This is a genomic window from Paraburkholderia sp. BR10937 (genome assembly GCF_040965695.1).
Taxonomy (GTDB): Bacteria; Pseudomonadota; Gammaproteobacteria; order Burkholderiales; family Burkholderiaceae; genus Paraburkholderia.
The window spans coordinates 1-24,385 of the sequence record NZ_JBFRCL010000093.1; the positions used below are offsets into that span (position 1 = coordinate 1).

The window sequence follows — 24,385 nt, forward strand, 5'->3', positions numbered from 1 at the left end:
CAGCTTCGACCGTACCAGCAGGCCGGTGTGCGCTGGCTCTACCTGCTCAGCCAGCTCGGGCTCGGAGCGTGTCTTGCCGACGATATGGGTCTCGGAAAGACGATGCAGGTCCTCTCCCTGCTACTGATCCTCAGGCGCGACGCGGTCGATCCGCGCCCGAGCCTGCTGGTCGCCCCGGCGTCCCTGCTGGCAAACTGGGCCGCGGAAGCGGAGCGTTTCGCGCCGGGCCTGCGCGTGCTGGTGGTGCACCCGTCGGTGATGCCTGCCGACGAACTGCGCGCCCTGGACTGTGCGCGGCTCATGCAGACGGATCTTGTCATTACCAGCTTCGGTTCGCTGCTGCGCCAGCCCGTTCTGGAAACGATGCAGTGGCGCGTCGCCATAGTCGACGAGGCCCAGGCGATCAAGAACCCCGGCGCGCGCCAGACGAAACAGGTCAAGAAGCTTCAGGCCCGCTCACGCATCGCCCTGACGGGCACCCCGGTAGAAAATCGCCTGTCGGATCTGTGGTCCATTTTCGATTTCACGCATCCCGGCCTGCTGGGCTCGGCGAAGGACTTTGCCGGTCTGACCCGGCGTCTGGCAAAAGCCGAACATTTCGGCCCGCTTCGTACCCTCGTGCGGCCCTACATCCTTCGTCGCCTGAAAACAGACCGGCGTGTCATTACCGATCTCCCGGAAAAAACCGAACTCAAGGCATGGTGTCACCTGAGTCCGATCCAGGCCGCCCTGTACGAACGCGCGGTCAAGGACCTGGCTGCGGCACTCGATGGTACCGAGGGCATTGAACGTAAGGGGATCGTACTAAGCTACCTGATGCGGTTCAAGCAGATCTGCAACCATCCGTCCCAGTGGCTTGGCGACGCGGCATGGCAGCCGGAAGCCAGCGGCAAATTTGCGCGGCTGCGCGAACTGGTCGACGTGATCGCAGCGAAACAGGAAAAGGTGCTCGTGTTTACGCAGTTCCGCGAAACCACGGAGCCCCTGGCTGCCCACCTCGGCTCGCTTTTTGGCCGGGAAGGTCTGATTCTCCACGGTGGAACGCCCGTCGCCAAACGCCGCGAACTCGTCCGGCAATTCCAGGAAGATGAATCGGTCCCGTTCTTTGTGCTTTCGCTCAAGGCGGGCGGCGCGGGGTTGAATCTCACTGCCGCCTCCCACGTGATCCACTTCGATCGCTGGTGGAATCCGGCGGTCGAGAATCAGGCGACGGACCGGGCATTCCGCATTGGCCAGCGCAGGAATGTTCTGGTACACAAGTTCGTTTGCCGGGGTACGGTCGAGGACCGGATCGATCAGTTAATCGAAACAAAGCAGCAACTGGTGAAGGATGTGCTTGAGGGCGGCGCGGAGCTGCTGCTGACCGAGATGAGCGACCGCGAACTGCTCGATCTGGTCAGGCTCGATATTCATTCCGCGCAGGCAAACTGATCAAGGAGAGGAACTCCGATGGCTGACTACGGTGGATGGAAACCCTACGTCCCGGTGGCCGAGCGCAGAAAAAAGGCGGAGCAACTGGTCGCGAAAGCGCTCAAGGCCGGCAAGACGCTGTCGCCCATCGCGCCCTATCGAGGGGCCATTGCGAAGACCTTCTGGGGCAAGGCATGGTGCGATAACCTCGAGCACTACAGCGACTACGCCAGTCGCCTGCCACGCGGTCGCACCTATGTGCGCAATGGTTCCGTGATCGATCTGCAGATTACGACGGGCAGGATCCGTGCACAGGTCATGGGGTCCAGCCTGTACGAGATCGAAATCGATGTCACAGCCTGCCCGGAAAAACAGTGGCGGGCGTTGAGTGTCGAGTGCGCATCGTCGGTTGACTCCTTGGTCGAACTGCTGCAGGGCAAGCTGTCGGCTGCGGTGATGGGCCGCATCTGCAGGCCGGGCAGCGGGCTCTTCCCCGCGCCGAAGGAGATCAAACTCGGCTGCAACTGCCTGGACTGGGCGGCGATGTGCAAGCACGTCGCCGCCGTACTCTATGGCGTCGGCGCGCGGCTCGACCAGCAGCCAGAATTGCTCTTTACGTTACGTGGTGTCGACCCTTGCGATCTCGTCAGCAGCACCGGTGCGAACCTCTCCGGGGCTGGAGCCGGCCCGGCGTCCGGCAAGGTACTCGACAACGTGGACCTGGGGGATGTGTTCGGAATCGATATCGACACGGAGCCCTTTGCCGATGCGCCCCCGGCCCGGAGCAAGCGCACGCGCAAGGAAACCGCCTCACAAAAGGCACGCACGCCGGGATCGACGGCATCGGAGGCGTCTGCGAACGCAAAAGTGACACCGAAAGGCAAGGCCGTGCCGCCAGACGTGAAAGCCAGTGCTTCTGCCGTGAAGAAGCCAAAGGGTAAAACAGACCCCGGCGTTTCGAAGGCGACACGTTCGGCTGCATCCCCAAAGCCCACTGTGCGTGCGCCCGCTGCATCGAAAACCGCGAAACGCCGCGGGTGATGTCTGCGGCGACGCGTCACCGCCTGGTCCGGCGACTGGTCGCGCTCTCGAAGTGTGCAACTGTTACGGAAAGCACTGTGTCGAACAGCGCAACTTCAGTCATGCGAAGGGAAACTGTTCAACGAATTCGCCGATTTGGCAAAGATGCGATCCGCCACGACTCGCGCCATCCTGCCAGCAGTGCAACTGGAAGGCCGGAGGTTCGAGCAACGACGCGGGATTCGCATTTGGCTGGAGTCGCAATGCAAACTGCGTTGTCGTAACCTGGGCAGGTCAACACGGGTACGGCGCCAGGACGCGCGTGCAACGCGCGATGCACATGCCCGGTGACGATGCGCTCGACGTTGTGATGTCCGGATAGAAGAAGTCGCAAGGCGTCAGTCGTCTGCATGCCGAAGAGTTCGAGATGGGGGATACAGGTGCGAAACGGCGGATGATGCATGGATGACAACCGGTCGGCTCACGTATCCAACGAGCTCGCGCTCCAGCCACAACTGCGCTGCCGGACCGGTTTCGCCGTGGCGGAAGCCTGGGACTCTTGTGTCTATCGCAAGGATGCGCACATGGCCGACATCGACGCCAAAAATTGAGTTCACCCGCGCATGTTAGCCGCGGTTGATCGCCGGGCGCGCCGCGCAGACATCTGCGGTCATCGTTGGTTGCCGGGTAAGACCATATTGGGGGGCGTCAACTGCGCCAGCAGTTCGTGCAGCATTTCGCATTCTTCCGGGAGCCCCTCGTCCGTGAGATCTCCGGTTATCAGGACGAGCCGAGGCTCTGGATTCAGGCGCTTCGATGCTGTGACCGCTGTAGCGAACGTCGCGCCGCCGCCGCGCTCTCAGTAGAGATGTTGGAGCGCACCTAAATGGCTGGCGCCGCGCCAGTAGCGCAACCGCGGGGCCGAGGCGCCCCGCGTTTTCTCCCTTTCGCGTGAGCTACCCGGACGCGATGGTCTGCTTCCGTCCTCAGACGCTAAATCCCGCAACTCGCATCAACTGGCGCGACACTGCGCTGCATGAGCCTTCCGCATCGGATTGTGCGCGAAGGCTCGCGTCTGCCTTGCGGGTCACGCCACGGTGCATGGCCACAATCAAGGCGAAAAGGGCGACGAGAAACATGCCGAAATCGACTCGCAACAGATGGCTGGGCCGGCCGCCATGTTGCGGAACAGGCGGGCAGCGATGACGCTGGTGACCAGTCCGGGCATCACGAGATCGCTCAGGCATCGCTGCAAATCCAGCAGTGAATCAGCAGCATGCTGTTGCTGAACCAGCAACGCGCATGCGGTTTTCCCGAGCTACGCACACCTGCTCCCCGGCCAACGATCGGCATGGCTTCTGCTTTATCGGTAAGGAACGAGGCCCGCACGGGCCACCCAGCAAGCCGGTACCAGGAGCCCCTATGACCGCATTGAATCTCGCCAGCACGGTGGCAGTTGCTCCCGTTCTTTCTCTCGGTACGGAATACGAGCGTCTCGCCTCACGTTTTCGCCCCATCTTTGCCCGCATCGCAGAGGGCGTGCTCGAGCGTGAGCGCGATCGCAGCCTGCCTTATGAGCAGATCGAATGGCTCAAGGCCGCCGGGTTCGGCGCCGTTCGCGTGCCGGTCGAGCACGGCGGCGCGGGGGCATCGCTGCCGCAACTGATTCAGCTATTGATCGAACTGGCCGAGGCGGACTCGAATCTGCCGCAGGCGCTGCGCGGCCACTTCGCGTTCGTCGAGGACCGGCTCAACGCGGAGCCCGGCCCGGCGCGCGACGTCTGGTTCAGACGATTCGTTGACGGCGAACTGGTCGGTAACGCCTGGACCGAGGTCGGCAGCGTCGCGATCGGCGACGTGATCACGCGTGTATCGCATGATGGCGCACGCTGGATCGTCAACGGAGAGAAGTACTACAGCACGGGCAGCATCTTCGCCGACTGGATTGACGTGTTTGCGCGCCGCGACGACACGGGAGAAGACGTGATCGCGGCGGTGCGTGCGAGGCAGCCCGGCGTGACACATCACGACGACTGGGACGGCTTCGGCCAGCGTACGACGGGCAGCGGGACGACCACGTTTGTCGCCGCCGAGGTCGACGAGATCGACATCATCGATTTTTCGACACGCTTCAAATACCAGACCGCGTTCTACCAGTTGGTGCTGCTGGCCGTGCTCGCGGGCACGGGCCGCGCGGCACTGCGCGACATCTCGCAGGAGGTGCGTTCGCGCCGTCGGATCTTCAGCCACGGCAATGCGCCTTCATTCGCGCAGGATCCGCAGGTGCAGCAGGTCGTGGGCCAGGTCTCGTCGCTCGTGTTCGCGGCCGAGGCCACGGCCGTGCGCGCGGCGCAGGCTTCGCAACGCGCCTACGAGGCGCGTTTCGGCGGTGATGCGCAGGCCGAGCACGAGGCGAATGTCGATGCCGAACTGGATTCCGCACGCGGCCAGAGCGTGATCGCCGATCTGGTGCTGCGCGCGACCACGCTGCTGTTCAACGCGCTTGGCGCATCGGGCACGAGCGAGCAGAAGCGGCTCGACCGCCACTGGCGCAACGCCCGCACGGCGGCCTCGCACAACCCGATCGTCTTCAAGGAGCGTATCGTGGGAGATCGCGAAATCAACGGCACCGAGCCGCCGTATGTCTGGGCGATCGGTGCGGGTCCCGCGCCGGAGCAGAAGGCGGCGTGAGCGCAAAAGTGCGGTGCCGTCGAGCGCACGGCACCGCTATTTGAGGGCGGCGATTTCCTTCGTGCGGATCAGCCGTGCACGCAGCACGTTGCGGCTGATGCCGAGGAGTCTCGCGGCCTGAATCTGGTTGCGGTGGCTGTACTCGAACGCCGTGCGCATCACCATGTCCTCGATCTGTTCGAAGAGATTCTCGTGTTCACCGTTGAACAGTTCGAGCAGCGCGGATTCGAGCGCGTGGTGAGGGCCGCTCGGCGCGGGTGTGCAAGCCGCGGCCGTGATGCCGGACGAGAAGAGGTGCAGGTCGCTATCCTGCAGAGTCTCGTGTCGGCTCACGAGCAGGGCGTGATGAATCACGTTCTCCAGCTCACGAATGTTGCCCGGCCAGCTGTATGCGAGCAGCTTCTGCTCGGCGCGCGGCGAGATCGTGCCGGGCCCGTATCCGAGCCGGCCGCGGTAGTCCTCGATGAAGTAGCGGGCGAGCGGAAGGATGTCGCCGGTGCGCTCGCGCAGCGTCGGAATGGCAAGCTGCACGACGTTGAGCCGGTAGAACAGGTCGCTGCGGAAATGCCCGGCCGCCACCGCGTGCTGCAGGTGGACGTTCGTCGCCGCCACCACGCGCACGTCGATCGGAATACCCTGCCGGGAACCGAGCCGTACGACCTCACGCTCCTGCAGCACGCGCAGCAGCTTGACCTGCATCGACAGCGGCAGGTCGCCGATCTCGTCGAGGAAGAGCGTGCCGCCGTTGGCCGCCTCGAACCAGCCGGGCTTGGCGTTGAACGCGCCCGTGAAGGCGCCTTTCTCGTGCCCGAACAGCTCGCTTTCGACCAGCGTTTCAGAGAACGCGCCGCAGTTGACCGCGACAAACGGCTTGTCGCGCCGCCCGCTCAGGCTGTGGACGTGGCGCGCGATCAGTTCCTTGCCCGTGCCGGTCTCGCCCATGATCAGGATATTTGCGTCGCTGGGCGCGACCAGCTGGATCCGCTCAAGCAGTTCGATCGAGCGGGGATCGACGAAGACCTGCGCACGTGCGCGGATCGAGGTGGTCAGCGAATGCCTGTGCGGCAACGTCAGGACGGAGACATCGCCGTTGGCCTCGGCATCGTCTGACCATGCATGGGGGAGCGGTTGGTTCATGAGTAGAAGCTCGGCGAAGGATAGGTTCGGTTGAGCGCCCATTCGCCGATTTCGCGGATCTTGTAGGCGAGCGGATCGTGCAGCGTATGGGTGCGCAGGTTGCGCCAGTGGCGGTCGAGCCGGAGTTCTCCGTGGGTCGCGCGGGCGCCGGCGACATCGAACATGCGCGTACAGATGTCGAGACCCGTTTGCGCGGCCGCGACCTTCGCGCTGGCAATCGCCAGCGCCACCTCGCCGCGCTCGGTCGCCGTGAGGCCGGTGTCGCGCGACCATGCCTTATCCAGTCCTGCAGCGGCCCGGTCCGCGAGCGCGCGGGCGGATTCCAGTCCGAGCCAGAACTCGCCGTAATGGCTCAGGATGTACGGGTCCTCGCCGGTGCTCGCGACCTTCGCCGCGGGCCAGGGCCGTGCTTCGTTCAGGGTGTAGTGACGGGCGTCCTCGAACGCGGCCTCGGCAATGCCGAGATAGATGTTCGTCAGGATCAGTTGCGCAATGAGTGGCCTCAGACATGCAAACGGCGACGAGAGCGGTCCCGGGTTCGAAAGGATTTCGTGATGCTCGACGCGGACCCGTTCGAACGTCACCGAACCGCTGTCGGTCTGGCGTTGGCCGAAATTGTTCCAGTCATCGGCGATCGCGATGCCGCTTCGCTGGGTTGGCACCGCGGCCACGAGAAACGTGCGCGTGTCGGCGTGGCGCGCGGAGACGATGAGCATTTCCGAGTCGAGCGCGCCCGAGCAGAAGCTTTTTTGCCCGCTGAATTCGAGCCACGCGCCGCGCGGATGCGCAAGTGTGCGTTCGTCGAGCGGATTGAGCGCATTGCCCCAGAACCACCGGTGCCGCGAGGTCTGTTCGAACAGCGCCTGCCATTGCTCCCGCGAGCCGAACAGGCGGGCCGTGGCCAGCATCAGGTGATGGAATCCGAACACGTGCGCGAGTGAACTGTCGGCGCACGCGAGCACGCGCACGACGTCGAGCGTCGTGCGCCAGTCCGCACCGAGCCCGCCATGAACGGTCGGGATGCTCAGTGCGAGCAGGCCGCTCGCACGCAGCGCGTCGCGCTCCGCCTTCGGTGTTCCGCCACGCAAATCGCGCTCCGCTGCGGTCCGCGCAAAGCGTTCAGCAAGACGTCGGGCGACGCTCAATGGCGATTCGTCCTGCGGGATGGACCGGATGTCCTCAGGCGTGTCGGCCAGCGGCAACGATAGGGAAATGGATGCCATTGCAGTGAGGTCGGGTGAAGCAGCACTGCACGAGCATGCATGCTGCAGGATCAGCACAGTGTTCAAGGTTTTGGCCGGCGAGAGAAGCAAGGATTTCTCATAACCTAATCAGGCTGCTGCGCTGGCAGCGTTGAGACACGCATCCATGCGTCTTAAGTACTTCCATTCATGTGACGAACCGGCGCTGCTGCGTGGGAAGCAGCGAAGAAGCAGCGTTGTTGCCGGTGCGTCATCACATGCCGGCATATCGATCCGAGTGTCGCCGGGATGTGCTTATCAGGTGCATTTCCCCTTCTGGAAAGCCGCTCGACGACGAAAACTGCTGCTATGTCAGCCGTTCTGCCGTGAGCGGCCAGTTCTCAAGATTTGGCACAGTCCTTGCCTTTAGCTCATGACGGGACCGATCAGGCACGTCCCGATTCACGAAGGAATCCTCATGAGCAACAAACACAAGATCGTGGCGGTGTCGGGCAGCTTGCAGCAGCCGTCGCGCACGCTGGCGCTGGTGCAGTCGCTGCTGTCTGCGCTGGAAGCCGCGCTGCCTGTTGAAATCCGCGTGATCGATCTCGGCGAGATCTCCGGACGACTCTCCGGTGCGCTCACACGTGCGCAGGTGCCCACGGATATCGAAGAACGCATCCGCGCGATCGAGACAGCCGACCTCGTGATCGCGGCCAGTCCGGTTTATCGCGCTTCATATACCGGCCTCTTCAAGCATCTGTTCGATCTCGTGCATCACGAGGCGCTGATCGACGTTCCGGTGCTGCTGGCCGCCACGGGCGGCAGCGAGCGTCATGCGCTCGTGATCGATCACCAGCTTCGGCCGCTGTTCAGCTTCTTCCAGGCGCACACGCTGCCGATCGGCGTCTACGCCTCCGAAAGCGATTTTGATCGCTACGAGATCGCAAGCGATGCGTTGCGCGCTCGTATCGCACTGGCTGTCGAGCGTGCGGCACCGTACGTCGGTGCGCGTGCGGAAAACGTCACTGCGGCGCTTGCCGTCTGAATCCAAAGTCATTCAAGGAACCTTCAATGAGCCAGACTTCCCACACCGACGACGCCGTCAAGTTCGCCTACTGGGTGCCCAACGTGAGCGGCGGCCTTGTCGTCAGCACGATCGAGCAGCGCACCGACTGGAGCCTCGACTATAACCAGCGTCTTGCGCAAACCGCCGAGCGCGCGGGCTTCGAATATGCGCTGAGCCAAATCCGCTTCACAGCAGGCTACGGCGCGGAGTATCAGCACGAGTCGGTCTCGTTCAGCCAGGCGCTGCTGCAGTCGACCACGAAACTCAAGGTGCTCGCAGCGATCCTGCCCGGGCCGTGGCATCCGGCAGTGGTCGCCAAGCAGATCGCCACCATCGATCACATCTCGAACGGTCGCATCGCGATCAACGTCGTGAGTGGCTGGTTCAAGGGCGAGTTCACTGCGATCGGCGAGCCGTGGCTCGAACACGACGAGCGTTACCGCCGCTCGAACGAGTTCATCCGCGCGCTCAAGGGGATCTGGACCGAGGACAACTTCACGTTCAAGGGCGACTTCTACCGCTTCAACAACTACACGTTGAGTCCGAAGCCGGTGCAGAAGCCCCATCCCGAGATTTTCCAGGGCGGCAGCTCGCGCGCGGCGCGCGACAACGCGGCGAGCGTATCGGACTGGTATTTCACGAACGGCAACACGCCCGAGAATCTCAAGGCCCAGATCGACGATATCCGTGCGAAGGCGGCGCAGAACAATCACCAGGTGCGTATCGGCGTCAATGCCTTCGTGATCGCGCGCGATACCGAAGAAGAAGCGAAGGCTGTGCTCGACGACATCATCAGGCATGCGCACGTCGAGGCGGTGCACGCGTTCGGCGATGCGGTCAAGGAGGCGGGCAAGGCGTCGCCTGAAGGCGAGGGTAACTGGGCCAAATCGACTTTCGAGGATCTCGTTCAGTACAACGACGGCTTCCGCACGAACCTGATCGGCACGCCGCAGCAGATTGCCGAGCGCATCGTCGAACTCAAGTCGATCGGGGTCGACCTGGTGCTGACCGGCTTCCTGCATTTCATCGAGGAAGTCGAGTATTTCGGCCAGAAGGTGCTGCCGCTCGTGCGCGAGCTCGAGGCGCAGCGGCAGAAGCAGGCCGCCTGACGCAAGCGGCGGCGGAGCGTGGCCGGGCGCGCGAGCGGACCCGGCCACACGAAAAAAAACGGCACCCCAAGGGGTGAATCAGCATGACGCAAAGCTCGACGGCCCTGCTCACGCTCGACGGCATTTCCGTGTCGTTCGGGGGCGTCAAGGCCATTACCGATATCAGTTTCGAAGTCGCGGCAGGCGAGATCTGCGCGCTGATCGGCCCGAACGGCGCGGGCAAGAGTTCGCTGCTGAACGTGATCAATGGCGTCTATCGTCCGCAGTACGGCACGCTGCGTTTCGATGGCCATGCGTACCGGCGCATGGATGCGCACGACGCTGCGCATCGCGGCATCGCGCGCACGTTCCAGAACCTCGCGCTGTTCAGGCGCATGAGCGTGTTCGACAACGTGCTAGCCGGGCGCAATCTGCATCGCCGCAGTACATGGCTTGAACAGACGCTGCGAGTTGGTCGTGCGGGACGGGATGAAGCCTTGCAGCGCGAGCGCGCTCAGCGCGTGATCGACGCGCTCGATTTGCAGCCATGGCGCGATAGCGTGGTGGGCACCTTGTCGTACGGGTTGCAGAAGCGGGTCGAGCTGGCGCGCGCGCTGGCCGCCGAACCGCGCCTGCTGCTGCTCGACGAGCCCATGGCCGGAATGAATACCGAGGAGAAGCATGCGATGGCCGGGTACGTGCTCGATGCCAACGAGCATCTCGGTGTGACGGTCGTGCTGATCGAGCACGACATCGGCGTGGTAATGGGCCTGTCCGATCACGTGGTGGTGCTCGATTACGGAAAAAAGATCGCCGACGGCGGCCCCGACGAAGTCCGCAAGAATCCGGACGTGCTGGCGGCCTATCTCGGCACACGTCATTGAGAGGGGCGCGCAATGCAATTTTTTATCGAGGTGCTGGTGGGCGGACTGCTCGCCGGCGTGATGTATTCGCTGGTCGCGATCGGCTTCGTGCTGATCTACAAGGCATCGGGCATCTTCAACTTCGCGCAGGGCTCCCTCGTGCTGTTCGGTGCGCTGACCTACGTGAGCCTCGTCGAACGTGGCTGGAACCCGTGGCTGTCGTTCGGCGCAACGCTCGCCGCGCTCGTGCTGATCGCGATCGCAACGGGCCGCTTCGTGCTGCGGCCGCTCGTCAACCGCGCGCCGATCGTGCTGTTCATGGCCACCCTCGGCCTGAGCCTGATTCTCGAAGGCGCGGCGCAACTGTTCTGGGGCGCGCAGGTGCACGGGCTCGACCTCGGCATCGACGACCGGCCGCTACACCTGGCCGGCGTGATGGTGAGCCGCTTCGACCTGTTCGCGGCCGCCACAGCAGGCGTGCTGGTCCTCGCGCTGTCGCAGCTCGCGAAGCGCTCGCGCTTTGGCCTGTCGCTGCGCGCCGTGGCGGACGACCCGCTCGCCGCGTTCGCGGTCGGCGTGCGGCTGCCGCGCATCTGGGCAATCGTCTGGGCGCTGGCCGGCTTCGTCAGTCTCGTTGCGGGCCTGCTCTGGGGGGCGCGCCTGGGCGTGCAGTTTTCGCTCTCGCTCGTCGTACTCAAGGCGTTGCCCGTGCTGATCATCGGCGGCTTCTCGTCGATCGGCGGCGCGATCGTCGGCGGGTTGCTGGTCGGCGCGACGGAGAAGCTGGCCGAAGTCTATATCGGGACCATGATCGGCGACGGCATCGAGAACTGGTTCCCCTATCTGCTTGCGATGCTGTTCCTGCTCGCGCGCCCGTCCGGCCTGTTCGGCGAGGCGGCCGTGGAGCGCGTTTGAGGAAACCTTGATGGAACTGACCCGTCCCCTCGCCGAACCGCGCCGGCTGAACCTGCGCCAGCTGGCCGTGCCGCTCGCGGGCGCGCTCGTCGCGTTTGCGGGCGTGCCACTCGTGGCGAACGACTACTGGCTGAACGCGATCCTCGCGCCGTTTCTGATCCTGTCCGTGGCTGGACTCGGCCTGAACTTCCTGACCGGCTATGCGGGACAGTTGTCGCTAGGCTCGGCCGCGTTCATGTCGATCGGCGCCTATGCGACCTACAACCTGCTCGTGCGCGTGCCTGCGCTGCCGCTGCCGGTCGACCTGCTGCTCGGCGGCCTGGTCAGCGCTGCGGCCGGCGTGCTGTTCGGATTGCCGAGCCTGCGGATCAAAGGCTTTTACCTGATCGTCTCGACGCTGGCCGCCCAGTTCTTCGTGGTCTGGCTGTTCACGCGCGTGGGGTGGTTCTCGAACTACGATACGTCCGGCGTGCTGAGCGCGCCGCAGCTCGCGATCGGTCACTGGCGCATCGACACGCCGGTGTCGCGCTACCTGTTCGTGCTCGGCGTCGCGACCTTGCTGTTCGCTTTCGGCGCGAGCCTCGTGCGCAGCGAGCTGGGCAGGCGCTGGATGGCTGTACGCGACATGGAAGCCGCCGCGCGCGTGATTGGCATCCCGGTGGGGCGCAGCAAGCTGCTCGCCTTCGCGCTGAGTTCCTTCGTGCTTGGCATCGCCGGCGCGCTGTGGGCCTTCGCGTATCTCGGCACGATCGAGCCGGACGGCTTCAACCTGAATCTTTCGTTCCAGGTGCTGTTCATCATCATCATCGGCGGCATGGGCAGCATCTCTGGCAACTTTCTGGGCGCGGCCTTCATCGTGTTGCTGCCGATCCTGCTTTCGAACGCGGCCGGCGCGCTGGCGCACGCGGGCATCGGCGCAGACCAGGTGCAGAACCTGCAGAAGATCGTCTTCGGTACGCTGATCATCGTCTTTCTGATCAAGGAACCGGAAGGCCTCGCCAGACTCGTGCATATCGTCCGTCAACGTCGGCCGAAGCAATCCTGAGCCGTTAATCTCTTCGCCTTATCGTTTCTCTTATCGTCCAAGGAATATTTTGTTATGCGAAATAATGATATTCATCCCGTTCGCGCCAGGTGGCGACAGTGGTCCTCGGCTTTCGTGGCCGCGCTTGCGCTCACCGTTGGCGGGTTGCCTCAGGTGTATGCGGCGGGTGAGGAGTATTTTCCGCTGCAAAGCTATCGGGTTGGCCCATACGCAGCTGGCGGCAGCGGCTTCTTCGGTGGCTTTATCGACTATCTCCAGTTGATCAATGCGCGCGACGGCGGTGTGAACGGCGTCAAGCTCGTATGGAAGGAGTGCGAGACCGAGTATGTGGTGGAGAAGGGCGTCGAATGCTATGAGCGCCTGAAGAGCGGCGGCCCCGACGGCGCGCCGACCGCGGCTACGAACCCGTTGTCGGTCGGTATCGCTTACGCGACGCTCGACCGTTCGACGGCCGACAAGATTCCGCTGATCACGATCAACCATGGCCGCACCGATTCGACTGACGGCGCAGTGTTTCCCTATGTGTTCCCGCTGCAGCTGAATCCGTACAGCGAGGTCTCCGCGATCGTCAACTACATCGGGCAGCGCTCGGGCAGTCTCGCCGCGCTCAAGGGCAAGAAGATTGTCGTGCTATATCACGGTTCGCCGTACGGCCGCGAAACGATTCCTGTGGTCGATCTGCTCGCGAAGAAATATGGCTTCGACGTGACCCAGATCGAAGTGCCGCATCCTGGCAACGAACAGGGTTCGCAGTGGCTGAAGATTCACCAGATCAATCCCGACTGGGTGATCCTGCGCGGCTGGGGTGTGATGAATCCAGTAGCGATCAAGACCGCGCAGAAGGTCGGCTATCCGGTCGATCACATCATCGGCAACATCTGGAGCAACTCCGAGGAAGACGTGCGTCCCGCAGGTGATGCGGCCAAGGGGTTCATCTCGATCACGACGCACCCCTCGGGCACGGACTACCCGGTGCTGCAGGCGATCAACCAGTACGTGGTGAAGCCCGGCAACGGCAACCTCAAGGACCCGGCGCGCTTTGGCACCGTCTACTACAACCTGGGCGTGGTGAACGGTATTCTCAACGTCGAGGCGGTGCGCGTTGCGCAGCGCAAGTTCGGCAACAAGCCGCTCACGGGCGAGCAGGTGCGCTGGGGCTTCGAGCATCTGGATCTGGACGATGCGCGCCTCAAGCAGCTCGGCGCACTCGGCCTCGTCCAGCCGCTCAAGCTGACCTGCGCGGACCACGAAGGCGGTGGCGCCGTGCGCTTCCAGCAATGGGACGGCCAGAAGTGGAACGTGATCAGCAACTGGGTGCAGGCCGACCGCGCACTGCTGCGTCCGATCATCGAGAAGTCGGCGCTTTCGTACGCGAAGGAAAAGGGCATTACACCGCGCGATTGCAGCAAGGACCTCTGACATGGCGAGCAACCCGATCCTGCAGGTCGATGAGATCGCCGTGACCTACAGCCAGATCATCCCCGCCCTGCGCGGGGTATCGCTGGCGGTGCCCGAGGGCGCGATCGTCGCGCTGCTCGGCGGCAACGGCGCGGGCAAGACGACCACGCTCAGGGCGATCTCGAACCTCGTACGCGCGGAGCGCGGCGAACTGACGGGCGGAAATATCGTCTATCGCGGCGCGGATGTCGCGCGCGTCGAGCCGTGGTCACTGGTCGAGCGCGGGCTTGTCCAGGTGCTTGAGGGGCGGCGCTGCTTTGCGCATCTGTCGGTCGAGGAGAATCTGCGGATCGGGTCGTTCGCCCGGCGGGCCCGGCGTGCAGAGATCGAAGCGGATCTCGAACGGATCTACGGGATTTTTCCGCGTCTGAAGGTGAAGCGCCAGTCGCTGGCGGGGTTGACGTCGGGTGGCGAGCAGCAGATGGTGGCGATCGGCCGGGCGCTGATGGCGCGTCCTTCGCTCGTGCTGCTCGACGAGCCTTCAATGGGGCTCGCGCCTATGGTCGTGGAGGAAATCTTCGAGATCGTTGCGGCGCTCAACCGCGCCGAGGGTGTGAGCTTCCTGCTTGCCGAGCAGAACGCGACGATGGCGCTGCGTTATGCGCAGCACGGTTACGTACTCGAAGGGGGGCGGGTGGTTGCAAGAGGAGCGGCAGCCGAGCTTGCGCGGCTCGACGTGCTGCGTGACGCATACCTTGGGGGCGCCGTCGGCGACCACACTGCGCGGCGCACCAGGCGTGCGAGGCACCCTGTGGTTGCCTGATACGTTCATCGTCTCCGCTTGTGAATGGCAGCGTAGGCGGCAGCCGCCGCCAACGTAACGACAGGCTATGGCGCGCCGCTCGAGGGTCATCTCGAACCCATCTTCAGACAAGTTCGTGTGGTCGCGTTGCCGCAGTTAGACGAACGCAGGTCCGAAGCGAACTCAAGATTGCGAGCTTGGGTCGCGGCAAACACAGCGGACCAGTCCAACTAGCTGGCGAGCGAACATCCCTGAGTGCGCAACGACGTCCCGGATTCTTTTCCCCGCTTGAACCTGGACTCGTTCGCTGCTATCTTGGTGCTTATCGAAATCGATTTCGAGCGCGACTTTCCGACTGATCGACCCCAGACGTCCCGCAGCTAAGGTGGCCCGCGCGCAATGGCGACCTGTTGCAATACGTCTACCCAATGGTGATGATTTTGATCGAACATATCCTGACTGAAAAAGCACCTGTGCCGCGCGGGCATTACGCGCAGGCAACGAAGGCAAACGGCTTTGTTTTCGTTTCGGGGCAACTGCCGTTCGTGGCTGGTGATGTTCCCGTTCTTGCGGACGGGCTCGATGCGCAGGTTCGGCAGGCGCTTTCGAATTTGCGAGAGGTGCTTCTGGCCGCGGGAAGCGATATTGGCATGCTGTTGAGCGTGCAGGTGTATGTTCCCGACATCGAAACCTGGCCCCGTGTGAATGAGATCTACAGGGAGTTCATTTGCGACCCGGCGCCAGCCCGCACGGTGGTTCCATGTGGGCAACTGCACTACGGTGCGCAGGTGGAGATCAGTGCGATAGCGCTCTGCGGTGACGCGCGAGCAGAGGGCAGAAACCCGTAAGCAGCGCGTCCCTGCATCGCGCGAGAATGCCTCCCGCTCCGGCCGATGCCGGTATCGTTGCCGCGAAGCTTGTCCAAACGGAAATTCGCAGGCACTTACGCTTGAAGCGTGCGTGAGCGTCTGCCTGAACTCGACCTGCTTTGCGCGGGACCCGCGCTTTGCGCACGAGGCGGTCCGTCGGAGGCGCGGACGATCAGTTCGGGCGCCCAGACCTCCTGTAGATCCTGCGCCGGCTTGCCCGCAAGCCGTTCGAGCAGCATCTCCGCCATGCGCTTGCCCGCGCGGTGCGTCTCGGCTGAAAAGGTGGTGAGCGAAGGCTGCACATAGCGCCCGATCGGATGATCGTCGCCTCCTATCACACCCACGTCGCGGCCCGGCACGCGCCCGGTTTCCGCGATGCCGCGCATCACGCCCAACGCAATCAGGTCGTGGCCGCACACGATGGCCGTTGGCGGGTCCGGCAGCGCGAGCAGACGGCGCGCGGCGTCCGCACCGCCTTCTTCCGATATCGCCGTTTCGACGCAAAGCGACGGGTCGTATTTGACTCTTGCGGCGCGTAATGCTTCTGCATAGCCCTCATGCTCGAAATGGCTGAACATCAGGTACTCGGGCGCGTGCACGAGCGCGATGCGGCGATGGCCCAGCGCGATAAATCGCGCGCAGCCCGCGCGGCCCACAACGTGGTGATCGATATCGACATAGGGGTAGTCACTGGACGTCTCGCTTCGCCCGAAAGCGACGAACGGAATATCGCGCTCGAGCAGGTAGGCAATACGCTCGTCCTGCCAGCGCGTGCGCCCGAAGAGCAGGGCATCGACACGCTGACGCTCGATGAGGCGCTTGAACACGTCGATCTCCGATTCCACGCTGCGTGCGGAAGCGACGATGACCTGATAACCGCTGCTATCCATCGCTTCATTCACGCCCATCAGCATGTCCAGAAAGAAAGGGTGCGCGAACGATGTTTGGGGCGCCGAAAGCACGAAGGCGATCGTGTCGGACGATTGCCTGCGCAAGCGTCGCGCAGCCGGATCCGGAGAAAAGCCCAGCCGCTCCGCGGCTTCCAGTACACGCTTGCGAGTTTCGGGGCTGACGTCTTCCCGGCCATTCAAAGCCTTCGACACCGTGCTGACAGATAGCTTCAACTTGGCTGCAAATTCCTGGATGTTCATCCCGGCGGTTCCTCCTCAAGGGTGCTTTGAGCGACGCTTCGAAAACGATTCTCGACATTCTACCCTGCTCCTTGCGCGGTTATGAGCTGTCAGGGACCGCTCGTCGAGAAACGATTTCGGTATTTGCCCGGCGGTGGGGATGCTCACGAGTCCGTGTTTACCCTTGGGTGCTTCTCCGACGGGAGCTGCCGGACGCGATCCTAAAGGCGTCGCGGAAGCCCGTGCGACGGGGTAAGCAGCGCGATTGGCGCATCCCCTCTGACAAAAAACGATTTCGACGTGGTATCGCTGAATCTTGAATTTCTCTTTCGTCGCTGCTATCTTTTTATCGAAATCGTTTTCGAATGGGCGTAACAGAAAAGCGATCCAGTGCAGGGTTCCAACGAGGAGATCATGGTGCAGGCATTTGATTGGTATCGAGTAGCCGCCCCTGCGGAGCGGCGGACGTTTTGGGGATGCTTTTTCGGCTGGGCGCTGGACAGCTTTGACAATCAGGTACTGGCGTTTCTTTTGCCGACCCTGATGGCGGCGTGGCACTTCTCAAAGAGCGAGGCGGGGCTGATCGCAACGTCGTCCCTGCTCGCCGCTGCCGTTGGCGGATGGATATCAGGAATCCTGAGCGATCGTCACGGACGCGTGCGCGTTTTGACGGGATCGATCATCTGGTTCACGGCATTCAGCGTGATGGCTGGTTTCACGAACTCGTATCACCAGTTGCTGATCGTGCGTGCATTGCAGGGCATAGGGTTCGGTGCCGAATGGGCAGTCGGAGCCGCTTTGATGGCGGAAACAATCAACCCGAAGCATCGCGGGAGGGCGCTTGGCCTCGTTCAGAGCGGGTTCTCCGTGGGTTGGACGCTCGCGGCGGTCGTCACGGGTGTGCTTCTCGCGCGCCTTCCTGCCGGGATTGCGTGGCGGTCGGCCTTCTGGATCGGCGTCATCCCGGCCCTGGTCGTCCTCTTGATCCGGCGATATATCCCGGAGCCGGAACTGTTCCGCAAGATGAAGAAGGAAACCGGTGGTGCAATCGTCGCAACGTGGCGTTCTTCGTTTCGCAGCGATGTGCGGCGCGCAAGCTTTCTCGCCGCACTCCTCGTGACCGGGCTGCAGGCAAGCAGCTATGCGTTGATGATCTGGCTGCCGACGATGCTGGTCCAGGTGCGTCATATGCCTGTATCCACTGTCGCCGTTATGGCGACGATGATGAGTATCGGATCGTTCATCGGGCAAGTGGGCTTCGCGTACCTCAACGACGCGGTTGGTCGTCGATTGAGCGCCATCGCGGTGTGTCTCTTTTCCCTGTTCCTGACCGGCTGCTATCTCTTCGTGCCGTTGGATGCCTGGGTCTTGGCGGCGCTTGGACTTCCCGTTGGCATGGGCATCAACGGTGCGTTCGCGGGTCTTGGGCCGATGCTATCGGAACTGTTCCCAACCGAAATTCGCGCGACGTGCATGGGATTTTCATACAACGTCGGCAAGTCGCTGGGCGCGTTGAGCGTCGCCGCGGTGGGCGTGGTTGCGGATCGCATCGGCATGGTGGGTTCGATCGCGGTGTTCTCGTTCGTCGGCTACTCCTGCGCGCTGATTGCCCTGGGCTTTTTGCCCGAGACGCGCGGACTCGATCTCACTCGTGTTGCATCAGGCAACGAGTCATACGATCAGGTGAATCTCCTGGAGCAGGCCGGTTCCAGCCGGCGTTAGCAGCATGCAGTTGGGCGCGACCGCGCTCGTATCAATACGTTGAACACTGGAGGCATGCATGAGCAGTGAATCAGGGGCCGAGGTACGGGAGTCGGTATCGGCCGTGGAGTTTTACGATCCCGCCGAGGGCCACCGCTTGCCTCATGATCCATTCAAGGCGATCGTCGCTCCGCGCATGATCGGCTGGATATCGACCCGCTCGGCTAGCGGACAGTTGAATCTTGCGCCATACAGTTTTTTCGGCGCCTTTGCGTCGGTGCCGCCGATCATCGGTTTTTGCAGCGAGGGTCGTAAAGACAGCCTGCGCAATATCGAACAAACGCGCGAATTCGTGTGGAATCTCGCCACGCGTCCGCTGGCCGAAAAGATGAACCGCACGTCGGCTCCTGTTGCACCCGATGTCGACGAGTTCGAACTGGCCGAACTGACACCCGTTGCCGGCCGCAACGTGTCCGTTCCGCATGTGGGCGAGACGCCGGCGGCGCTCGAATGCAGGCTCCTGCAGATCACGCAACTGAACGATCTGCGTGGCAGGCCGAGCGGCAACTGGCTGGTTCTTGGCCAGGTAGTGGGTGTGCACATTCAGAAGGCCTATCTGAAGAACGGCCTCTTCGATACTCGTGCCGCGCAATCGATCCTGCGCGCGGGCTATCTCGGCGACTACGCACAGATTGGCGAGACGTTCCAGATGTATCGCCCGACGATCTAATCATTTCATGCGGCGCAGTCCGCCGCGCGTTCATTCAATCCCTGACCAGAAACGATCGCGATACCTCGCACCCGCAGCTTGAGTACGTCGTGCTTCGAAATCGTTTTCGATAAAAGAGAGCATCATGATTCAGACCGACAACGAAGTGACCATGATCCGGGAGACCGCACGTCGATTCGTGCGCAACCGGCTCGTTCCCCTCGAGCAGCAGATCGAAGCAGACGACGACGTCAGTACGGAACTGCTTGCGCAACTGCGTTCGGAAGTCGTGGCACTGGGCCTGTACGGCTTCAATCTTCCGGAAAGTATTGGCGGTCCGGGCCTCTCGGCCGCCGCGAAAGTGGCCATTCTCGAAGAGCTCACCTGGACGTCGGTGCCGCTGAGCGAGGTGTTCGGGCATCTGCCGTTGCAACTGAGCCAGGTCGACGATCGCCAGCGAGACGAGCTTCTGCCGGACATCCTCTCGGGCCGGAAGATCGTCACCTATGCGTTGACCGAGCCCAATGCGGGATCGGATCTCGGCGGGCTGCGCACGAGAGCGGAGAAAACGGCGGGGGGCTGGCTGCTCAATGGCAGCAAGCACTTCATCTCGCACGCGGAAACAGCCGACTACATCATCGTGCTTGCGGTGACAGAGCCTTCCGCGCCGCTGAAGAACAAGCTCACCACGTTCGTCGTTCGTCGCGGCGGTCCGGGCATCGTGGGGATGACGCGCTACCGGAAGATGGGCTGGCGTGGTTACCACCTCAATGGCTTCACGCTCGAAAACTGCTTCGTGCCCGACGAAGACCTGCTTGGGGAACCGGACGCGGGCTTTCTCGGCATGATGCAATCGATCAACCAGGATCGTCTGCTTTCCGCGAGCCGTTCACTGGGTCTCTCCGTACGAGCGCAATCGATGGCCTGCGAATATGCACTCGAACGCAGGGCGTTCGGCACGCATCTCTCGCAGCATCAGGCGATCCAGTTCATGGTCGCCGATAACGACGTCGAAATCGAAGCGGCGCGCATGCTGATTCACGCGGCCGCGGAAATGATCGAGGCAAAAGATCCGCGTGCGCACGTCGCCGCGTGTCGTGCAAAGCTCTATGCGAGCGAGATGGGATGCCGGGTCACGGATCGCGTGCTGCAGATCTTCGGTGGCATGGGTTACATGACCGAGTTGCCAATCGAACGCTTCTACCGTGACGCTCGCGCATTTCGCATCGGCGAAGGCACATCGGAAATGCAGCGCATCCAGATCGCACGCGCGGCGTTTGCCACGGCCGGAGGTCGTCATGGCCTTTGACCTGCTCGAATCGGGTAACGCGGATCTCGTTGCCCTCCAAGACGGAGAACGAACGCTGACGCGCGGCGAACTGGCAATCGCATCGCGCAGGGCTGCGTCGTTTCTGTATGAAGTTGGCATCAGACGTGGCGATACGGTAGCGGTGTGGCTGCCTGACGGCGCCGTATGGATGCAATTGTTCTTCGCATGCGCACAACTCGGCGCGTTGATGATTCCCGTCAGCACCCGATTCAGATCGCGCGAGGCGCTGCACGTCGTGAACACGGCAAACGCACGCCTGCTGGTGGTGCCGCAGCGCTTCCTCGACTTCGACTATGCGGGCGCTGCCAACGAGATCAAGGCGTCGAGCGAAGTGCTGCGGCACGTTGTGGAGGTTTCGCAGTTCGATGTCCCCGCATGGCAGGCCTTCGAGCCATATCCGCGCTGGGAAGGCCGCGACACCGATCTGCTTTGCACGTTCATGACCTCAGGCACGACAGGGCAACCCAAGCTTGCCGTTCACACCGCGGGCGCAATTGCGCGGCATGCGCGCAACGTCGGCCGGTTCAACGACATGCGCGTGGCGGACACCGTGTTGTGCGCGCTCCCGCTCTACGGCGTGCTCGGATTCGTGCAGGCCGTCGCGGCGCTCGCATCGGGGGCCGCGTGCGTGCTGCTGCCAGTGTTCAAGGCGGACGCGGCGGCAGCCGCCATCGAGCGGCACCGCGTGACGCACTTCTTCGGCTCGGATGCGATGTTCGACATGGTGCTCGATGCCGGAGACTACTCGCTGGTTACCTGGCGCCGCGGCGCCTTTGCGGAATACGCGGGCCTCGGCAAGCGCATCATGGCTCGTGCATGGGAGGCCTGGGGTGTCCGGCTGACGGGCCTGTATGGCATGTCCGAATGCTTTGCGATGACAGCGATACGCGATGCAGAAGGCGAAGCCGCGCAGCGCGGCTTGCCAGGGGGAACGCCCATCTCACCCGAGATTTCGTTTCGTATCGTCGATCCCGTGAGCGGCGCGCCGATCCCCGACCGGCAACAGGGCGAGTTGCAATTGCGCGGCTACAACGTGATGGCGGGCTATCTGAACAATCCCACAGCGACCGCGGGCGCGTTCACCACGGACGGGTGGTTCAGGACCGGGGATCTCGCCTACGCCGAAGACGGCACGTTCTGCTACGTGAACCGGATCAGGGACAGCCTGCGCCTGCGGGGCTATCTCGTCGATCCGGCCGAAATCGAAAACTTTCTCGCGCAGCACCCGGGCGTGGCGGCCGCGCAGGTTGTGGGGGTGCATCTCGACGGCGAAGGGGACGTGGCGGTCGCTTTCGTGCGCGGTTCGACGACCCCAGCAACAGAAGATGAACTGCTTGCTTATTGCAAGGAGGGCATTGCCGCTTTCAAGAAACCGCGTCGCATCCTGATCGTCGACGCGTTTCCACAACATGACGGACCCAATGGCGTAAAGATCCTGAAGAACGTCTTGCGGGAAATGGCTTCCGAAAGCCTGGGTCTGACTCAATCGTCATCGGTCTAACACAGGACATCGATCATGAAGCAAGCTGAAATTCGTTCGGATATCGCGTGGGCAACACCGTCAAAGGTGGTCGTTCATGGCCTCGACCTGTGTGAGGAGATCGTCGGCAAGATCGACTTTGGTCAAATGGCGTTTCTCCAATTGTTCGCACGGTTGCCCGAAGCACGCGAATTGCGTGTGTTCAACGCGATGATGGTCATTCTTGTCGAGCACGGCATCACGCCGTCTTCTCTCGCCACGCGCATGACCTACGCAGGCGCACCGGAGGCGGTTCAGGCGGCGGTCGCGGCGGGATTGCTGGGACTGGGTTCGGTTTTCGTTGGATCGCTCGACAATGCAGCAAGGCTGCTGCAGGCGTCACTGCCGGACCCCGCCAACGTACCGGACGTCGATGCGCTCGCGCAGCAAATTGTCGAGGACTATCGTGCGCGCAAGGAGATTGTGCCTGGCATCGGGCATCCGTTTCACAAGCCCATTGATCCGCGTGCGCCCGCGCTCTTCCGGGTCGCGCGCGAGAACGGCTACGACGGCCCATACATCCGGCTCATGACGGCGATCGGAAACGAAGCCGAGAAGACGCTCAAGCGTTCGTTGCCGGTGAACGTAACGGGCGCGATGGCTGCGGTGGCATCGGAGATGGGCATTCCCTGGCGCATCTGCCGGGGACTCGCGGTTTCTGCGCGCGCGGTGGGACTCGTGGGCCACATCCTCGAGGAAATGCGCCAGCCGCTCGCCACGGCGCTTTATCTGCGCACTGAACATGAAGCGTGTGCCCATCTGGTTCCGAACGAGCACGAGGAACCGCGATGACTGCATTTGAAGCGGACGCGAAGCCGTCGTCGCAACGCATGCATGTTCGGCGAGAAGAACTGCGCTTCTGGACCGAAGAGAAACTCAGGAACACCGATACCGATCAGTTCAAGCACGTCAATAACGCCGCGATCGCAACGTTCTTCGAGGCGGCTCGCATGGAGATTGTTGCGCCGCCGCCAATTCGCGCGTTGATGGGTGGCGCGAACCTCGCTGTCGTGAGACTGCTGATCGAGTTCGGCTCCGAGTTGCATTTTCCGGGACGTGTGCGCGTGGGAAGCGCGGTCGTCGAAGTGGGAAACACGTCGTTTCGCGTGCGGCAAGGGCTTTTCGACGAGACCCGAGTCGACTGCTGCGCTGTCGCGGAAGCCGTGTGCGTGCTGCTTAACGGAGAAACCGGTCTCACGCACCGGATTGCGCCTGAATTGCGCGCGCATCTTTTGGCCCACGGCGCTGGCGAGGAAACGTCAAATGAGTGAGAACAAGGTTTCATATGAGAGGCACGGCGAAATCGCCGTCATCACGCTCAACGATCCCGGCCGGCGCAATGCGTTGTCGCGCGAGATCGTGCGGGGCGTGTCCGGCGCGCTGGACACGGCAATGCGCGAAGGCGCACGCGGCGTCGTGATCGCGGCGGCAGGCGGCGCGTTTTGCGCTGGCGCGAACATCGACGATCTGCGCAACGGCTGGATGGAATGCCCCGACGCGGACGAAGATCCTGCGGTGCTATTCAAGCGAATTGCCGAGTTCGACCGGCCGGTGATCGCCGCGGTCAACGGCGCGGCGCTGGGCGGCGGTATGGAGCTTACGCTCGCTTGCGATCTTGTCGTGGCGGCCGAGCCAGCGTGGTTTGCCATACCGGAGTTGGGGCACGGCGTGATCCCGAATACTGGTCTTGCGTTGCTCTTTCGCGTGGTCGGAATCCGCAGGGCGTACGAACTGATATTGACGCGTCGACGCGTGTTTGCACCGGAGGCTTTGGCGATGGGTCTCGTCAACCATGTCACGCCTGCGGACCAGGCGCTCGAAGGGGCGTTGTCTCTGGCAGAGCAGATCGTGGGTGCCGTGCCACCGGGTGCGCTCAGGGCAGCGAAACGGAATCTCTGTGGGCATGCAGCCGTCGACTGGCACCGCGTGCTCACCTCGCCACTCGACGTACCAAAGCCAGAGTGGCAGGAAGGACTCTTGGCCTTCAATCAAAAGCGAGCGCCGGAATACTCCGGCTTTTGGGACGCGGTCAAGGGAAGCGTCGAGCAAGGCGCGGTGCGCTGAAGCGCAAATTCGGCATTTTGAAGGAGAGAAAAGTGAAGGTGTTGGTTTCGGTAAAGCGGACGGTGGACGCCAACGTGAAGGTCCGGGTGAAGGCAGATCAATCCGGCGTCGATCTCGCGAACGTCAAGATGACGATGAATCCCTTCGACGAGATTGCCGTTGAGGAAGCGGTACGCCTGAAAGAAGCGGGCGTGGCCGATGAGGTTGTCGCCGTTTCGTGCGGCTTCGCGAATTTTCTGGAGACCTTACGCATGGCGCTGGCAATCGGCGCGGATCGCGCGATCCTCATCGAGTCGAACGAAGACCTGCAGCCGCTGGCTGTGGCCAAGCTGCTGAAGGCGCTGGTCGACAAGGAACAGCCGCAACTGGTCATCCTCGGCAAGCAGGCGATCGACGACGATTCGAACCAGACCGGCCAGATGCTCGCCGCGCTGGCGAACCTGC

Annotated in this window: 23 protein-coding genes and 1 pseudogene; 20 read left to right on the plus strand and 4 right to left on the minus strand. The window is 62.9% G+C overall.

The window, feature by feature from the left end; genetic code table 11:
• The 3 genes from AB4Y44_RS40240 to AB4Y44_RS40250 form a co-directional block, all read left to right on the plus strand.
• The coding region (locus AB4Y44_RS40240; protein WP_368702628.1) for a DEAD/DEAH box helicase at positions 1 to 1,431 on the plus strand (1,431 nt) is incomplete at its 5' end.
• Positions 1,432 to 1,449: 18 nt separating this feature from the next.
• A complete protein-coding gene (locus AB4Y44_RS40245; protein WP_368702629.1) occupies positions 1,450 to 2,451 on the plus strand; it encodes a hypothetical protein in 1,002 nt (333 codons plus the stop codon).
• 440 nt (positions 2,452 to 2,891) lie between these two features.
• A complete protein-coding gene (locus tag AB4Y44_RS40250) occupies positions 2,892 to 3,041 on the plus strand; it encodes a hypothetical protein (RefSeq protein ID WP_368702630.1) in 150 nt (49 codons plus the stop codon).
• Between the two features lie 59 nt (positions 3,042 to 3,100).
• Here the strand turns inward: AB4Y44_RS40250 and AB4Y44_RS40255 are convergent, their stop codons facing one another.
• Positions 3,101 to 3,238, minus strand: a complete 138-nt coding sequence (locus AB4Y44_RS40255; RefSeq protein ID WP_368702644.1) for a metallophosphoesterase — start codon at positions 3,236 to 3,238, stop codon at positions 3,101 to 3,103.
• Between the two features lie 614 nt (positions 3,239 to 3,852).
• Between AB4Y44_RS40255 and AB4Y44_RS40260 the strand changes: the two genes are divergently transcribed.
• On the plus strand, positions 3,853 to 5,121 hold the full coding sequence (locus AB4Y44_RS40260; RefSeq protein ID WP_368702631.1) for an acyl-CoA dehydrogenase family protein: 1,269 nt from the start codon (positions 3,853 to 3,855) through the stop codon (positions 5,119 to 5,121).
• Positions 5,122 to 5,157: 36 nt separating this feature from the next.
• On the opposite strand, the gene AB4Y44_RS40265 is transcribed toward AB4Y44_RS40260, so the two are convergent.
• The gene (locus AB4Y44_RS40265) at positions 5,158 to 6,258 is read right to left on the minus strand and encodes a sigma-54 interaction domain-containing protein (protein ID WP_368702632.1); all 1,101 of its coding nucleotides are present in this window, start codon (positions 6,256 to 6,258) and stop codon (positions 5,158 to 5,160) included.
• Positions 6,255 to 7,481 carry an acyl-CoA dehydrogenase family protein gene (locus tag AB4Y44_RS40270; RefSeq protein ID WP_368702633.1) on the minus strand — a complete coding sequence of 409 codons (1,227 nt, stop codon included), beginning with the start codon at positions 7,479 to 7,481 and terminating at the stop codon, positions 6,255 to 6,257. The genes AB4Y44_RS40265 and AB4Y44_RS40270 overlap by 4 nt, the downstream gene beginning before the upstream one ends.
• Before the next feature lie 436 nt (positions 7,482 to 7,917).
• Between AB4Y44_RS40270 and msuE the strand changes: the two genes are divergently transcribed.
• The 8 genes from msuE to AB4Y44_RS40310 all read left to right on the plus strand — a co-directional run bounded on the left by msuE (position 7,918) and on the right by AB4Y44_RS40310 (position 15,467).
• Positions 7,918 to 8,487, plus strand: coding sequence for an FMN reductase (msuE, locus tag AB4Y44_RS40275; RefSeq protein WP_342922335.1), 570 nt, complete (start codon positions 7,918 to 7,920; stop codon positions 8,485 to 8,487).
• Between the two features lie 26 nt (positions 8,488 to 8,513).
• Positions 8,514 to 9,617, plus strand: a complete 1,104-nt coding sequence (gene sfnG / locus AB4Y44_RS40280; protein WP_342922334.1) for a dimethylsulfone monooxygenase SfnG — start codon at positions 8,514 to 8,516, stop codon at positions 9,615 to 9,617.
• A gap of 83 nt (positions 9,618 to 9,700) precedes the next feature.
• A complete protein-coding gene (locus AB4Y44_RS40285) occupies positions 9,701 to 10,480 on the plus strand; it encodes an ABC transporter ATP-binding protein (protein WP_368702634.1) in 780 nt (259 codons plus the stop codon).
• Between the two features lie 12 nt (positions 10,481 to 10,492).
• Positions 10,493 to 11,374, plus strand: coding sequence for a branched-chain amino acid ABC transporter permease (locus AB4Y44_RS40290; protein WP_368702635.1), 882 nt, complete (start codon positions 10,493 to 10,495; stop codon positions 11,372 to 11,374).
• A gap of 10 nt (positions 11,375 to 11,384) precedes the next feature.
• Positions 11,385 to 12,419, plus strand: coding sequence for a branched-chain amino acid ABC transporter permease (locus AB4Y44_RS40295; RefSeq protein ID WP_368702636.1), 1,035 nt, complete (start codon positions 11,385 to 11,387; stop codon positions 12,417 to 12,419).
• Positions 12,420 to 12,473: 54 nt separating this feature from the next.
• A complete protein-coding gene (locus AB4Y44_RS40300; protein ID WP_342922330.1) occupies positions 12,474 to 13,838 on the plus strand; it encodes an ABC transporter substrate-binding protein in 1,365 nt (454 codons plus the stop codon).
• 1 nt (position 13,839) lies between these two features.
• Entirely contained in the window at positions 13,840 to 14,640 is an 801-nt protein-coding gene (locus AB4Y44_RS40305) for an ABC transporter ATP-binding protein (protein WP_342922329.1), read from the plus strand.
• A gap of 389 nt (positions 14,641 to 15,029) precedes the next feature.
• Positions 15,030 to 15,467, plus strand: coding sequence for a RidA family protein (locus AB4Y44_RS40310; protein WP_368702637.1), 438 nt, complete (start codon positions 15,030 to 15,032; stop codon positions 15,465 to 15,467).
• 95 nt (positions 15,468 to 15,562) lie between these two features.
• Here the strand turns inward: AB4Y44_RS40310 and AB4Y44_RS40315 are convergent, their stop codons facing one another.
• Positions 15,563 to 16,639, minus strand: a complete 1,077-nt coding sequence (locus tag AB4Y44_RS40315) for a substrate-binding domain-containing protein (RefSeq protein ID WP_342922327.1) — start codon at positions 16,637 to 16,639, stop codon at positions 15,563 to 15,565.
• Positions 16,640 to 17,032: 393 nt separating this feature from the next.
• On the opposite strand from AB4Y44_RS40315, the gene AB4Y44_RS40320 reads away from it, so the two are divergent.
• From AB4Y44_RS40320 to AB4Y44_RS40355, 8 genes and pseudogenes are all read left to right on the plus strand, one after another.
• Positions 17,033 to 18,340: an MFS transporter gene (locus tag AB4Y44_RS40320; RefSeq protein ID WP_368702638.1), complete on the plus strand. Its 1,308-nt coding sequence runs from the start codon at positions 17,033 to 17,035 to the stop codon at positions 18,338 to 18,340.
• Positions 18,341 to 18,398: 58 nt separating this feature from the next.
• The gene (locus tag AB4Y44_RS40325; RefSeq protein WP_368702639.1) at positions 18,399 to 19,049 is read left to right on the plus strand and encodes a flavin reductase family protein; all 651 of its coding nucleotides are present in this window, start codon (positions 18,399 to 18,401) and stop codon (positions 19,047 to 19,049) included.
• A 124-nt stretch (positions 19,050 to 19,173) separates the two neighbouring features.
• Positions 19,174 to 20,337: an acyl-CoA dehydrogenase family protein gene (locus tag AB4Y44_RS40330; RefSeq protein WP_368702640.1), complete on the plus strand. Its 1,164-nt coding sequence runs from the start codon at positions 19,174 to 19,176 to the stop codon at positions 20,335 to 20,337.
• Positions 20,327 to 21,859, plus strand: a complete 1,533-nt coding sequence (locus tag AB4Y44_RS40335; RefSeq protein ID WP_368702641.1) for an AMP-binding protein — start codon at positions 20,327 to 20,329, stop codon at positions 21,857 to 21,859. Before AB4Y44_RS40330 ends, AB4Y44_RS40335 begins: the two co-directional genes overlap by 11 nt.
• 15 nt (positions 21,860 to 21,874) lie before the next feature.
• Entirely contained in the window at positions 21,875 to 22,669 is a 795-nt protein-coding gene (locus AB4Y44_RS40340) for a citryl-CoA lyase (RefSeq protein ID WP_342922322.1), read from the plus strand.
• On the plus strand, positions 22,666 to 23,148 hold the full coding sequence (locus AB4Y44_RS40345; RefSeq protein ID WP_368702642.1) for an acyl-CoA thioesterase: 483 nt from the start codon (positions 22,666 to 22,668) through the stop codon (positions 23,146 to 23,148). Before AB4Y44_RS40340 ends, AB4Y44_RS40345 begins: the two co-directional genes overlap by 4 nt.
• Entirely contained in the window at positions 23,084 to 23,941 is an 858-nt protein-coding gene (locus tag AB4Y44_RS40350) for an enoyl-CoA hydratase/isomerase family protein (RefSeq protein WP_368702643.1), read from the plus strand. Before AB4Y44_RS40345 ends, AB4Y44_RS40350 begins: the two co-directional genes overlap by 65 nt.
• Before the next feature lie 32 nt (positions 23,942 to 23,973).
• Positions 23,974 to 24,385, plus strand: a pseudogene (locus AB4Y44_RS40355) (electron transfer flavoprotein subunit beta/FixA family protein); the annotation flags it as partial.

Excerpts from the sequence above, each read along its gene's own strand:
- AB4Y44_RS40300 (WP_342922330.1), top strand. The coding sequence starts at position 12,474 with ATGCGAAATAATGATATTCATCCCGTTCGCGCCAGGTGGCGACAGTGG.
- AB4Y44_RS40335 (WP_368702641.1), top strand. The coding sequence starts at position 20,327 with ATGGCCTTTGACCTGCTCGAATCGGGTAACGCGGATCTCGTTGCCCTC.
- AB4Y44_RS40290 (WP_368702635.1), top strand. The coding sequence starts at position 10,493 with ATGCAATTTTTTATCGAGGTGCTGGTGGGCGGACTGCTCGCCGGCGTG.
- AB4Y44_RS40305 (WP_342922329.1), top strand. The coding sequence starts at position 13,840 with ATGGCGAGCAACCCGATCCTGCAGGTCGATGAGATCGCCGTGACCTAC.
- AB4Y44_RS40260 (WP_368702631.1), top strand. The coding sequence starts at position 3,853 with ATGACCGCATTGAATCTCGCCAGCACGGTGGCAGTTGCTCCCGTTCTT.
- AB4Y44_RS40270 (WP_368702633.1), bottom strand. The coding sequence starts at position 7,481 with ATGGCATCCATTTCCCTATCGTTGCCGCTGGCCGACACGCCTGAGGAC.
- msuE (WP_342922335.1), top strand. The coding sequence starts at position 7,918 with ATGAGCAACAAACACAAGATCGTGGCGGTGTCGGGCAGCTTGCAGCAG.
- AB4Y44_RS40320 (WP_368702638.1), top strand. The coding sequence starts at position 17,033 with ATGGTGCAGGCATTTGATTGGTATCGAGTAGCCGCCCCTGCGGAGCGG.
- AB4Y44_RS40330 (WP_368702640.1), top strand. The coding sequence starts at position 19,174 with ATGATTCAGACCGACAACGAAGTGACCATGATCCGGGAGACCGCACGT.
- AB4Y44_RS40340 (WP_342922322.1), top strand. The coding sequence starts at position 21,875 with ATGAAGCAAGCTGAAATTCGTTCGGATATCGCGTGGGCAACACCGTCA.
- AB4Y44_RS40285 (WP_368702634.1), top strand. The coding sequence starts at position 9,701 with ATGACGCAAAGCTCGACGGCCCTGCTCACGCTCGACGGCATTTCCGTG.
- AB4Y44_RS40295 (WP_368702636.1), top strand. The coding sequence starts at position 11,385 with ATGGAACTGACCCGTCCCCTCGCCGAACCGCGCCGGCTGAACCTGCGC.
- sfnG (WP_342922334.1), top strand. The coding sequence starts at position 8,514 with ATGAGCCAGACTTCCCACACCGACGACGCCGTCAAGTTCGCCTACTGG.
- AB4Y44_RS40265 (WP_368702632.1), bottom strand. The coding sequence starts at position 6,258 with ATGAACCAACCGCTCCCCCATGCATGGTCAGACGATGCCGAGGCCAAC.
- AB4Y44_RS40250 (WP_368702630.1), top strand. The coding sequence starts at position 2,892 with ATGGATGACAACCGGTCGGCTCACGTATCCAACGAGCTCGCGCTCCAG.
- AB4Y44_RS40315 (WP_342922327.1), bottom strand. The coding sequence starts at position 16,639 with ATGAACATCCAGGAATTTGCAGCCAAGTTGAAGCTATCTGTCAGCACG.
- AB4Y44_RS40345 (WP_368702642.1), top strand. The coding sequence starts at position 22,666 with ATGACTGCATTTGAAGCGGACGCGAAGCCGTCGTCGCAACGCATGCAT.
- AB4Y44_RS40245 (WP_368702629.1), top strand. The coding sequence starts at position 1,450 with ATGGCTGACTACGGTGGATGGAAACCCTACGTCCCGGTGGCCGAGCGC.
- AB4Y44_RS40325 (WP_368702639.1), top strand. The coding sequence starts at position 18,399 with ATGAGCAGTGAATCAGGGGCCGAGGTACGGGAGTCGGTATCGGCCGTG.